Annotated in this window: 9 protein-coding genes; 7 read left to right on the plus strand and 2 right to left on the minus strand. The window is 63.3% G+C overall.

Going from position 1 to position 12,530, the window contains the following annotated elements:
* The first annotated feature begins 28 nt into the window (after positions 1-28).
* The 7 genes from AC515T_RS03030 (at position 29) to AC515T_RS03060 (ending at position 11,586) form a co-directional block, all read left to right on the plus strand.
* Positions 29-2,329 carry a YgiQ family radical SAM protein gene (locus AC515T_RS03030; RefSeq protein ID WP_496531381.1) on the plus strand — a complete coding sequence of 767 codons (2,301 nt, stop codon included), beginning with the start codon at positions 29-31 and terminating at the stop codon, positions 2,327-2,329.
* 303 nt (positions 2,330-2,632) lie between these two features.
* Positions 2,633-3,559: an Ssp4 family T6SS effector gene (gene ssp4 / locus AC515T_RS03035; RefSeq protein WP_496531382.1), complete on the plus strand. Its 927-nt coding sequence runs from the start codon at positions 2,633-2,635 to the stop codon at positions 3,557-3,559.
* Complete coding sequence (locus AC515T_RS03040; RefSeq protein WP_496531383.1) at positions 3,556-4,017, plus strand: hypothetical protein; 462 nt, start codon at positions 3,556-3,558, stop codon at positions 4,015-4,017. The genes ssp4 and AC515T_RS03040 overlap by 4 nt, the downstream gene beginning before the upstream one ends.
* Positions 4,018-4,182: 165 nt before the next feature.
* Complete coding sequence (locus AC515T_RS03045; RefSeq protein ID WP_496531384.1) at positions 4,183-7,476, plus strand: transglutaminase family protein; 3,294 nt, start codon at positions 4,183-4,185, stop codon at positions 7,474-7,476.
* A 207-nt stretch (positions 7,477-7,683) separates the two neighbouring features.
* Complete coding sequence (locus AC515T_RS03050; protein ID WP_496531385.1) at positions 7,684-10,170, plus strand: circularly permuted type 2 ATP-grasp protein; 2,487 nt, start codon at positions 7,684-7,686, stop codon at positions 10,168-10,170.
* Positions 10,170-11,063, plus strand: coding sequence for a transglutaminase family protein (locus AC515T_RS03055; RefSeq protein WP_496531386.1), 894 nt, complete (start codon positions 10,170-10,172; stop codon positions 11,061-11,063). The genes AC515T_RS03050 and AC515T_RS03055 overlap by 1 nt, the downstream gene beginning before the upstream one ends.
* Positions 11,064-11,208: 145 nt before the next feature.
* A complete protein-coding gene (locus tag AC515T_RS03060) occupies positions 11,209-11,586 on the plus strand; it encodes an NUDIX hydrolase (RefSeq protein ID WP_496531387.1) in 378 nt (125 codons plus the stop codon).
* Between the two features lie 73 nt (positions 11,587-11,659).
* Here AC515T_RS03060 and AC515T_RS03065 read toward each other — a convergent pair whose 3' ends face one another.
* Both AC515T_RS03065 and AC515T_RS03070 read right to left on the minus strand, forming a co-directional pair.
* Positions 11,660-11,848, minus strand: a complete 189-nt coding sequence (locus AC515T_RS03065; RefSeq protein ID WP_057448273.1) for a hypothetical protein — start codon at positions 11,846-11,848, stop codon at positions 11,660-11,662.
* A gap of 68 nt (positions 11,849-11,916) precedes the next feature.
* A complete protein-coding gene (locus AC515T_RS03070; protein WP_496531388.1) occupies positions 11,917-12,504 on the minus strand; it encodes a cytokinin riboside 5'-monophosphate phosphoribohydrolase in 588 nt (195 codons plus the stop codon).
* Between the last annotated feature and the right edge of the window lie 26 nt (positions 12,505-12,530).

Raw genomic sequence — 12,530 nt, forward strand, 5'->3', positions numbered from 1 at the left:
TTTTTCATCCTTTATACCGGTCATCGACATGCAAGCAGCCAAGCCGTTATTTGACTATCCCAAGTACTGGGCCGAATGTTTCGGCCCGGCGCCGTTCCTGCCCATGAGCAGGGAGGAGATGGATCAGCTCGGCTGGGATTCGTGCGACATCATCATCGTGACCGGTGATGCCTACGTCGATCACCCGTCGTTCGGCATGGCGATCATTGGCCGTTTGCTGGAAGCCCAGGGCTTTCGTGTCGGGATCATTGCCCAGCCGAACTGGCAGTCCAAAGACGACTTCATGAAGCTTGGCGAGCCCAACCTGTTTTTCGGTGTCGCGGCCGGCAACATGGACTCGATGATCAACCGCTACACCGCCGACAAGAAAATCCGCTCCGATGACGCCTACACCCCAGGTGGCATGGCGGGCAAACGGCCGGACCGCGCGAGCCTGGTCTACAGCCAGCGCTGCAAGGAAGCCTACAAGCACGTGCCGATCGTGCTCGGCGGTATCGAAGCCTCCCTGCGCCGCATCGCTCACTACGATTACTGGCAGGACCGGGTGCGCAACTCGATCCTGATCGACGCCTGCGCCGACATCCTGCTCTACGGCAACGCCGAGCGGGCGATTGTCGAAGTCGCCCAGCGCCTGTCCTACGGCCACAAGATCGAAGACATCACCGACGTACGCGGCACCGCGTTTATCCGTCGTGATACGCCGCAAGGCTGGTACGAAGTCGATTCCACGCGCATCGACCGTCCGGGCAAGATCGACAAGATCATCAACCCGTACGTAAACACCCAGGACACTGCTGCTTGCGCCATCGAGCAGGAAAAGGGGCCGGTCGAAGACCCGAGCGAAGCCAAGGTCGTGCAGATCCTGGCGAGCCCGAAAATGACCCGCGACAAGACCGTGATTCGCCTGCCGTCGGTGGAAAAGGTCCGTGGCGACGCGGTGCTCTACGCCCACGCCAACCGCGTGTTGCACTTGGAAACCAACCCGGGCAACGCTCGCGCCCTGGTGCAGAAGCACGGCGAAGTCGACGTCTGGTTCAACCCGCCGCCCATTCCGATGACCACCGAGGAAATGGACTACGTGTTTGGCATGCCTTACGCACGTGTTCCCCATCCGGCGTACGGCAAGGAGAAGATCCCGGCCTACGAGATGATCCGTTTCTCGGTGAACATCATGCGTGGCTGCTTCGGTGGCTGCACCTTCTGCTCGATCACCGAGCACGAAGGCCGGATCATCCAGAACCGTTCCGAAGAGTCGATCATCCGCGAGATCGAAGAGATCCGCGACAAGGTCCCGGGCTTCACCGGGGTCATTTCCGACCTCGGCGGCCCGACCGCGAACATGTATCGCATTGCCTGCAAGAGCCCGGAAATCGAATCCGCGTGCCGCAAGCCGTCGTGCGTGTTCCCTGGCATCTGCCCGAACCTGAATACCGACCATTCTTCGCTGATCCAGCTGTACCGTAGCGCCCGGGCCTTGCCTGGGGTGAAGAAGATTCTGATTGCCTCCGGCCTGCGTTACGACCTGGCGGTCGAGTCGCCGGAGTACGTCAAGGAGCTGGTGACCCACCACGTTGGCGGTTACCTGAAGATCGCTCCGGAGCACACCGAGGAAGGCCCGCTCAACCAGATGATGAAGCCGGGCATCGGCAGCTATGACAAATTCAAGCGGATGTTCGAGAAGTACACCAAGGAAGCCGGGAAAGAGCAGTACCTGATTCCATACTTCATCGCCGCCCACCCGGGCACCACCGACGAAGACATGATGAACCTGGCGCTGTGGCTCAAGAGCAACGGTTTCCGGGCTGACCAGGTGCAGGCGTTCTATCCGTCGCCGATGGCCACCGCCACCGCGATGTACCATTCGGGCAAGAACCCGCTGCGCAAGGTCACCTACAAGAGCGACGCGGTGACCATCGTCAAGAGCGAGGAGCAGCGCCGCCTGCACAAGGCCTTCCTGCGGTATCACGACCCCAAGGGCTGGCCGATGCTGCGCGAAGCGCTGACCCGCATGGGGCGCGCCGACCTGATCGGGCCGGGCAAGAATCAGTTGATTCCGTTGCACCAGCCGGCTACCGACAGCTACCAGAGCGCCCGTCGCAAGAACTCGACGCCAGCCGGCAGCCATAAGGTGGGTAAGGAAACCACCAAGATCCTGACCCAGCACACCGGCCTGCCACCACGGGCCAGTGACGGCGGCAACCCGTGGGACAAGCGCGAGCAGGCCAAGGCCGCAGCATTCGCCCGCAACCAGCAGGCCGCCAAGGAACGCAAGGACGCCGCCAAGGGCAAGGGCCCGAAACCGGCGCGCAAGCCTGTCGTGCCGCGCTGATCGCCTTGCCGCACCGCAAAACGCCAGCCTTAAGTGCTGGCGTTTTGCTTTCTAGCGACGGTGCTGGCTGTTTGTTATCGTGGCGACCGCCTTACGACGTGATGGCGGATGCATAGCCTTTGTGGCGAGGGAGCTTGCTCCCGCTGGGCTGCGAAGCGGCCCCAAACAATTCCATGCAATGTTCTCAGGCAGACCGTGCCGGCCGGTTTACGACGGCTTCGCCGCCGAGCGGGAGCAAGCTCCCTCGCCACAGTATTGTGTGTGGATAAAGACTTCACCCTCCGATTCTCAAGGACGATTCATATGAGCAGCGCTACAACGGGCATCGGCATGGACCTGAGCTTCTCCCAGTTCATGGCCCGCAAACGCATCGAAAGCCAGGTCAACCTGCCGCGCCTGTTTGCTGCCATTGACGCCGATCCTGGCATCGCCGGGGCGGGTGTGGTGTATGTCGATTCCGAATACAACGTCGTGACCCTGCGCGAGTTCAAGCCGATTTGCAGCATCGCGCCCAAGCGCATCATTCTGCGCGAGGCGAAAAAATACATCGCGCCGCAGCAGTTCATCGATCAGGTCAAAAGCAGCCCCCGCGAGTCCAAGCTCGGGCTTGAAGCAACCAATGCCGGCTTGTCCTGTGTCGCCGCGGTGATTGGTTGGGTGGTGGTGTTCAGCGGCAGCGTCGCGGTGCCCTTTACGGCAGGGGCAAGTGCCTTTGTCGTTGCCCTGGGCGCCGCTGCCGCGACGGCCAGTACCGCGCAATGCGTCATTGGCGGGATGCGGGTGGCCAATGAGCTGACCAATCCGACCGGCAACGATGAGATGAACGACGCCGATTGGTACAACATTGTGTCGCCGATCCTTGACGGGGTTTCCCTGGTGGGTGTCGGTGGCTCGGCCCTGACGACTGTCCGGCTGCTCAAGGCCAACAAAGCGGCCGGCACGGGAAAGAGTTGGTATCAGTTGCTCAAGGGCCTGAATCGGCAAGAGCGCAGCAAACTGACCAAGGAGCTGTTGACGCTGAAGGACCCGAGCCTGACCGCCAAGTTACTCAAGCTGCAGCAACGCGCGGGGGCCCTGCCCAAACGTTACTCTTCGGCTGAAATCAGACACGCGACGCTGACGCAAATAAAGGACTCCCTCGGAGGCGCGCTGGGAATCATTGGCAGTTATACCGGCGAGGGCGCCGTGAAGACCGTTGCCGTCGGCCTGTATGAGGAGTTCACGGAATGATCGGTGGCGGATCGCTGAAGGCATTTCTCGCCCGCTATTTCCCGGTGTTCATGGGGACGATCCTGCTGGGCTGCTTTTCCGGGTCCACGCTGCTTGTGTTGGCCGGGGCGACGTATTGGCGTGCCCTGGAGCCGTCAGCCAGGACCGACTATGTCGGGCTCGGCACGCTGGCCCTGGTGCTCGTCCTGGTCCTGGGCAACCTCTTGATCGCTCGCGGGCGCGCCTGGGCGGTCTGGTGGGTGGCGGGGTATTTCCTGGCCTGTCTGGTGGCGGTGCTGCCGACGTTCGCGTATCGACCGCATCAGGGTGTGTACCTCTTCGCGGTGCTGTTGCCACTGCTGGGGCTGTTACTGCTCAACAGCAAGCGCCACCGGGAAATGCGCAGCAAACTCGTCGATATCCGCCGCCAACGCGCGCTGATCATCCAGGCCGCCAAGGTCTCGCGCCCGCGTCGCTGAGTCGATTCGCGCCGCATTTATGTGCATTCCTTTACAGATGAATACGGGCATCGCGCGTTTTTAGTGCTCTACTGGCTTGAGTAGACAAAGAAAGTGTCCGGCCTGCCTGCATGGCATAAGTCTTGCGCCGCTTTCGATACCGCCCAGGCTCGCAGGAGGCACGTCGTGTCGATCCATGTCGCATTGCATCACGTCACGCATTACCGCTACGACCGCGCCGTCGAGCTCGGCCCGCAGATCGTTCGCCTGCGCCCGGCGGCCCACAGTCGCACGCGGATTCTTTCCTATGCACTGAAGGTCTCGCCGGATCAGCACTTCATCAACTGGCAGCAGGATCCCCAGGGCAATTACCTGGCGCGGCTGGTGTTTCCCGAGAAAACCCGGGAGCTGCGGATCGAAGTCGATCTGCTGGCGGAAATGGCGGTGTTCAATCCGTTCGACTTCTTTCTCGAGCCCTACGCCGAAAAAATTCCGTTCGCCTACGCGGCCGATGAGCGCAAGGAGCTGGCGCCTTACCTGGAAACCCTGCCGCTGACGCCGAGGTTCCAGGCGTATCTGGACGGCATCGACCGCACACCGTTACCGGCGGTGGATTTCCTGGTGGCGCTCAACCAGCGCCTGAGCGAAGACATCAACTACCTGATCCGCATGGAGCCCGGCGTCCAGACCCCGGAGCATACCCTCGAGCACGCGTCTGGTTCGTGCCGCGACTCGGCCTGGTTGTTGGTGCAGTTGTTGCGCAACCTTGGTCTGGCCGCGCGGTTTGTCTCCGGTTACCTGATCCAGCTGACCGCCGACGTGAAGAGCCTCGATGGCCCGTCCGGCACCGACGTCGATTTCACCGACTTGCATGCCTGGTGCGAGGTCTATCTGCCCGGTGCCGGCTGGATCGGCCTGGATGCGACCTCCGGGTTGTTCGCCGGTGAAGGCCACATCCCATTGGCCTGTAGTCCCGATCCATCCTCGGCGGCACCGATCAGTGGCTTGGTGGAGCCTTGCGAGTGTGAGTTCAGCCACGAAATGTCCGTGGAGCGGGTCTGGGAAGCGCCGCGGGTGACCAAGCCTTACACCGACGCGCAATGGCTGGCGATCCAGGCCCTGGGACGGCAGATCGATGCCGACCTGCTGGAGGGCGATGTGCGCCTGACCATGGGCGGCGAACCGACCTTTGTCTCCATCGATGACCCGGACGGCGCCGAATGGAACACCGCGGCACTCGGGCCGGACAAGCGCCGGCTTTCCGCCGAACTGTTCCAGCGCATGCGCAATCACTATGCGCCCAAGGGGCTGGTGCATTTCGGCCAGGGCAAGTGGTACCCCGGCGAACAACTGCCGCGCTGGTCGCTCAACTGCTATTGGCGGCGCGACGGGGTGCCGATCTGGCACAACAGCGCGTTGATCGCCGACGAGCAGGAGGATTACGGCGCTGATGGCGAACTGGCCGGACGCTTCCTGGCGAGCGTCGCCGAGCGTTTGAAGATTCCTGCGCGGTTCGTGTTTCCGGCCTACGAAGACAACTTCTATTACCTCTGGCGCGAAGGGGCATTGCCTTCCAACGTCACGGCCGAGGACCCACGCCTGGAGGACGCCTTGGAGCGTGCACGGTTGCGCAAGGTCTTCAACCAGGGCCTGGACAAGGTCATCGGCCAGGTCCTGCCATTGGCCCGCACCGCCAAGGGGGATCAATGGCAAAGCGGTCGCTGGTACCTGCGCGACAGTCACTGCCGCCTGGTGCCGGGGGATTCGCCCCTGGGGTATCGCTTGCCGCTGGCGTCCCAGCCTTGGGTGACGGCGGCCGAGTACCCGTTCATCCACCCCACCGACCCGAACCAGGACTTGCCCGAACTGCCCGGCACCGAGCAACTGGCCCGTCACGGCGAGCCGGCCGCCGAGCAGGCGCGTGTCCCGGAGATCGACAAGTCCGCCGACTGGCTGACCCGTACCGCCTTTTGTGCCGAGGCCCGCGAAGGCCGGCTCTATCTGTTCATGCCGCCGTTGGAACGGGTCGAGGATTACCTGGAGCTGGTCAGCGCCATTGAGGCCACGGCCGAGGAGCTGCACTGTCCGGTGCTGCTGGAAGGCTACGAGCCGCCGAGCGACCCGCGCCTGAGCAATTTCCGCATCACCCCCGACCCCGGTGTGATCGAGGTCAACGTACAACCCTCGGCGACTTGGGATGAGTTGGTCGAACGCACTGAATTTTTATACGAAGAAGCGCGCCAGACCCGACTGACCACCGAGAAATTCATGATCGATGGCCGGCACACCGGCACGGGCGGTGGCAACCATTTCGTCCTGGGTGGCGCGACCCCGGCTGACTCGCCGTTCCTGCGGCGTCCCGACCTGCTGCGCAGCCTGATCAGTTACTGGCATAACCACCCGTCGTTGTCCTACCTGTTTTCCGGGTTGTTCATCGGCCCGACCTCCCAGGCGCCCCGCGTGGACGAGGCGCGCAACGACGCGTTGTACGAGCTGGAAATCGCTTTCGCGCAAATGCCCCAGCCCGGCGAAGAGTGTCCGCCGTGGCTGGTCGATCGCTTGCTGCGCAACCTGCTCATCGACGTGACCGGCAATACGCACCGCGCCGAATTCTGCATCGACAAGCTCTACTCACCGGACGGTGCCACGGGGCGCCTCGGCCTGTTGGAATTGCGTGCCTTCGAAATGCCGCCCCACGCGCGCATGAGTCTGGCCCAGCAATTACTGCTGCGCGCGCTGGTGGCGCGGTTCTGGCGTGAGCCTTATGCGCCGGCGAAACTGGCGCGCTGGGGCACTGAATTGCATGACCGTTTCCTGCTCCCGCACTTTATCGAGCAGGATTTTGCCGACGTCATCCATGAGCTGAACGCCGCTGGCTACCCGTTGCGGGCCGAGTGGTTCGCCGCGCACCTGGAGTTCCGTTTCCCCAAGGTGGGCGATTACGCGGTCAGTGGTATCGAGCTGCAATTGCGCCAGGCCCTCGAACCTTGGCATGTGCTGGGGGAAGAGGGCGCGGTGGGCGGCACCGTGCGTTACGTGGACTCCTCCCTGGAGCGTTTGCAGGTCAAGCTCAGCGGTCTGGCGCCGCAACGCTATCTACTGACGTGCAATGGTGTGCCGGTGCCGTTGCAACCGACTGGCCGGGTCGGCGAGTTCGTGGCCGGCGTGCGTTTCCGCGCCTGGCAACCGGCCAACTGCCTGCAACCGACCATCCCGGTGCATGCGCCGCTGGTCTTCGATCTGCTCGACACCTGGATGCAACGCTCCGTGGGCGGCTGCCAGTATCACGTGGCCCATCCGGGCGGGCGCAACTATGACAGCCTGCCGGTGAATGCCAACGAGGCCGAGAGCCGGCGCATGGCGCGTTTCTTCCGGCTCGGACACACGCCGGGGAAACTGCCGATACCCAGCCTGGCAGTGGATGACGAGTTTCCACTCACGCTCGATCTGCGACGTTTCCAGGGTGCCTCAAAAGAATAAATAACCCCGTGGCGAGGGAGCTTGCTCCCGCTGGGCTGCGCAGCGGCCCCAAGATTTCGCGGTCGCTGCGCAACCGAGCGGGAGCAAGCTCCCTCGCCACGATGATTGCAGTCTGAAAACCCAGGCCGGATCCAACACAAACACACCTATCCGGGCGTCATGCGCTTGCGCTAGTCTCACCTTTCATTGCTGTCTGCCGAGCTTTCCATGCCTGACCTGCTTGACCGTTACCCGCTGACGACGGGCACCTATCACGAATTGCTGGACGACAACGGTGCGGTACGTACGCACTGGCGGCGGCTGTTCGACCAGTTGCAGCGCAGCACCCCGGCCCAGTTGCTTCAGCGCCAGGCCCTGCTGACTCGGCAGATCCAGGAAAACGGCGTGACCTACAACGTCTACGCCGATCCGAAAGGCGCCGACCGGCCGTGGGAACTGGACCTGCTGCCCCATGTGATCGACCCGCAGGAATGGAAGCATCTGTCAGCCGGGATCGCCCAGCGTGCGCGGCTGCTCAATGCGGTGCTGGCCGACCTGTACGGGCCGCAGCGGCTGGTCAGCGAAGGGCTGTTGCCGGCGGAGCTGGTGTTCGGGCACAACAATTTCCTCTGGCCGTGCCAGGGCATCGCGCCGCCGGACGGCAGTTTCCTGCACTTGTATGCGGTGGATCTGGCACGCACGCCCGACGGCCGCTGGTGGGTCACGGCGGACCGGACCCAGGCGCCTTCGGGGGCCGGGTACGCGCTGGAAAATCGCATGATCGTTTCCCGCGCCTTTCCCGATTTGTATCGCGACCTCAAGGTTCGGCACCTGTCCGGATTTTTCCGCACCTTGCAGGAAACCCTGGCGCGACAGGCTCCCAGCGACGGTGAGTCGCCGCTGGTGGTGCTGTTGACGCCGGGGCGGTTCAACGAAAGCTATTTCGAACACCTTTACCTGGCGCGCCAGTTGGGCTATCCGCTGGTGGAAGGCGGCGACCTGACCGTTCGCGATGCCACGGTCTACCTCAAGACCCTCAGCGGCCTGCGCCGGGTCCACGCCATCATGCGCCGGCTCGACGACGATTTCTGCGACCCCCTGGAGCTGCGCACCGATTCGGCTCTCGGTGTGCCGGGGTTGCTGGAAGCGGTGCGCCAGGGCCGGGTGCTGGTGGCCAATGCCTTGGGCAGTGGCGTGCTGGAGTCACCGGGCCTGTTGGGATTCCTGCCGAAGATCAACCAGTACCTGTTCGGCGAAGAATTGTTGCTGCCGTCCATCGCCACTTGGTGGTGCGGGGAGCCGCCGGTGCTGGCCCAGGCCCTGGAAAAACTGCCGCAGTTGTTGATCAAGCCGGCGTTTCCTTCCCAGAGCTTCAGCCCGGTGTTCGGTCGCGACCTGAGTGAAGCGCAGCGCGGCCAACTGGCGGCGCGCATGCAGGCACGGCCTTATGCCTATGTCGCCCAGGAACTGGCGCAACTGTCCCAGGCACCGGTCTGGCAGGCCGAAGATGGGCAAATCCAACCCCGGGCGATTGGCATGCGCATGTATGCCGTGTCCGGCAAGGATGATTATCGGGTACTGCCGGGTGGCCTGACTCGCGTGGCCGCCGAGGCCGACGCCGAAGTGGTGTCGATGCAGCGCGGTGGCGCCAGCAAGGACACCTGGGTGCTGGGAGAGCAGGCGCCCGGCGGTGAGCAATGGAAGGCCCAGCGAACCGTGGGGGTCCATGACCTGGTTCGACGTGATCCGTACCTCCCTTCCCGGGTGGTGGAAAACCTGTTCTGGTTCGGCCGCTACTGCGAGCGTTGCGATGACAGCGCGCGGTTGTTGCGGATCATGCTGGCGCGTTATGTCGATGGCGACGATCCGCAGGCCCTGCAATCGGCGGTAGCGCTGGGCGAAAGCCTGATGCTGCTGCCCGAAGAGGGCGAGTTGCCCGAGCGTTTGCTGGCGGCACTGCTGGGGGACGACTGGTCGTTCAGCCTGCGTTCCAACCTGCAGCGCTTGCAATGGGCCGCCTCGCAGGTGCGCGGCAAGCTGTCCCGGGAGAACTGGCAGGCGCTGGTGGAGTTGCAGCGTGAAGCCATGGAGCTGGAAACCGAGGAAGCGGATTTCGGCGAGTTGCTGGATTTCCTCAATCGGCTGGTGATGTCCCTGGCCGCGTTGTCCGGATTCGCCCTGGACGACATGACCCGCGATGAAGGCTGGCGTTTCCTGATGATCGGCCGGCGCCTGGAGCGCCTGCAATTTCTCAGCAGCAGCCTGGCGGCTTTCCTGCGCAGCGACGCGGTGTTCGATCAGGCCGGGCTGGAGTGGTTGCTTGAACTGGGCAACAGCAGCATCACCTACCGCTCGCGCTATCTGGCGGTGGCCCAGTTGATCCCGGTGCTGGACTTGCTGCTGCTGGATGAACAGAACCCCCACGCGGTGCTCTTCCAATTGAAGCTGGTGGCCCGCACTCTCAAGCGCTTGAACGATGATTTTGCCGCGCCCAGGGAAACCGCCTTGCCGGACCTGGTCGCGCGTCTGTCACGCTTTGACCTGCGCTGCCTGGAAAACCCCCTGTTCGGTGAAGCCAGCTTGCGCGCCGCACTCGATGGGCTGGCCGACCTGTTGCAGGAAGTGGCCGATGCCAGCGGCCAGGTGTCCGATCGCCTGGCCCTGCGTCATTTCGCCCACGTCGATGACGTCAGCCAACGCACGGTGTCCGTCTGATGAACGCTCGTTACCAGATCCTCCACGACACCCATTACCACTACGACAGTCCGGTGTCCCTGGCCCAGCAGCTTGCCCATCTGTGGCCAAGGGCCTGTGACTGGCAGCGTTGCACCGAACAGCAACTGTTGATCAGCCCGGAACCGACGACCCGTCGCGATGAACAGGATGTGTTCGGCAACCCGCTGACCCGCCTGGCCTTTGAGCGCCCCCATGACGAGTTGCTGGTCAATGCCCGCCTGAGCGTCGAGGTGCTGGCCCGCCCCGAGCTGGATTTCAACCTGTCCCCGGCCTGGGAGTCGACCTGCAACGCGCTGATCTACAGTGGCCGGCCACTGGCGGCGCCATTGCTGGAGGCATGCCGTTACCGTTTCGAGTCACCGTATGTGCACCTCAAGCGCAGCTTCGTCGAGTTTTCCGAAAGCTGCTTCCCACCGGGGCGGCCGTTGATGGTGGGGGTTCGAGCGCTGATGGAGAAGATCTTCGAGGAATTCACCTTCGATGCCGAGGCGACCCAGGTGGCGACGCCGCTGGTAGAGGTGCTGGAGCGGCGACGGGGCGTATGCCAGGACTTTGCCCACCTGATGCTGGCTTGCGTGCGCTCTCGCGGCCTGGCGGCGCGTTACGTCAGCGGCTACCTGCTGACCCAGCCGCCGCCCGGCCAACCCCGGTTGATTGGCGCCGATGCGTCCCATGCCTGGGTCTCGGTGTATTGCCCGGTGTTGGGGTGGGTGGACTTCGATCCGACCAACAATGTCCAGCCGGCCCTGGAACACATCACCCTGGCCTGGGGCCGGGACTTTTCCGATGTGTCACCGTTGCGCGGGGTGATCCTGGGCGGCGGCGCCCATGATCCCGAAGTGCGGGTGACGGTGATGCCGTTGGAATCGTGACCTAATGTCACAGTGAACTACCTGTGAGGGAGCTTGCTCCCGCTCGGTTGCGCAGCAACCGCTCAAGTACCGGGGGGCCGCTGCGCGACCCAGCGGGAGCAAGCTCCCTCGCCACAGGGGGCACTCATCAACAGCGAGATCCGTTATGTTCCCAGTGTCCATCAAAGGTGTGCTGCAATCTCCCGAAGGCCTGGTTGTGCTGATGCTCAACGAGCGCGATGAGTGGGAGCTACCCGGCGGGAGGATCGAGCTGGGCGAAACGGCGCCGCAATGCCTGGCGCGGGAAATCGCCGAGGAGCTGGCGGTTGAGGTGAGCGTGGGGGCGCCGCTGGATTCGTACCTGTTCGAGGTCATTCCCGGCAAGCACGTCTTTATCTCCACGTACCGCTGCCAGTTACAGGGCGGTTTCGTGCCGACCATCAGTCATGAGCACAAGGAGATCGGGCTGTTCGCGCCGGACCAATTGCCGGTAAACCTGCCTGCGGGTTACCGCCAGTCGATTATCAAGGCGTTGGGATTGTAAGGGTCGGCAGCGGGGCTGCCGGCCCTGGACACAGAACCGGGGGGCCGGATCGGATCATCGGGCCCTGGGGGTATCAGGCGTCGGGAGCCTGATCTTTCGGTGCATCAACATCATCTTCTGCTGCTACTTCGCCTTCGGTATCCGGGGTCAGTGCGGCTTCTTCTTCAGCTGTGGCTTTCTTGCGCTGCAGCTTTTCCTCTTTCTTCTGCTCCTTGGCCAAGTCTCTCTGACGTTTGGCGAAGGAATAATTGGGTTTGGCCATGGGCGATCCTCTGGGGTCGAAGGTGAGGTTGAGCGGCGCATATTCTGCCCTGTATCGGGGCCGAGCCGTTAGCTGGGTTTTTGTTCGGCCCATTTTGGTTGCACGGACGGTTGCCATTCGTTCAGGGCATCGAGCAGGTTCTGCGCGGATTCGCTCACTTGCAGCATGTCACGATGGGGCTCGCGGACGAAGCCTTCGCCGACGATATGATCGAGAAAAGCGGTGAGCTTGCTGTAGAAACCGTTCACTTCCAGCAGCCCCAGTGGTTTGCCGTGGTAGCCGAGCTGGCCCCAGGTCCAGACTTCGAACAACTCCTCCAGCGTGCCGAGGCCGCCGGGCAGGGCGATGAAGGCATCGCTGAGTTCGGCCATGCGGGCCTTGCGGGCATGCATGCCACTCACCACCTCCAGGCGGGTCAGGCCGCTGTGGCCGATTTCCTTGTCCTTGAGGCTTTGCGGGATGATGCCGATGACTTCGCCGCCAGCCGCCAGGGCCGCGTCGGCGACGACACCCATCAGGCCGACGGCGCCGCCGCCGTAGACCAGGGTCAATTTTCGCTCCGCCAACGCCCGCCCGAGGGCCTGCGCCGCTTCACGATACGCTGGGTCGGTGCCAGTGCTGGCGCCACAAAATACACAAACAGACGCGATAGACATGCTTTACTCCGTGGTCAGTCACCGCA

Source organism: Pseudomonas sp. FSO-7 (assembly GCF_059579345.1).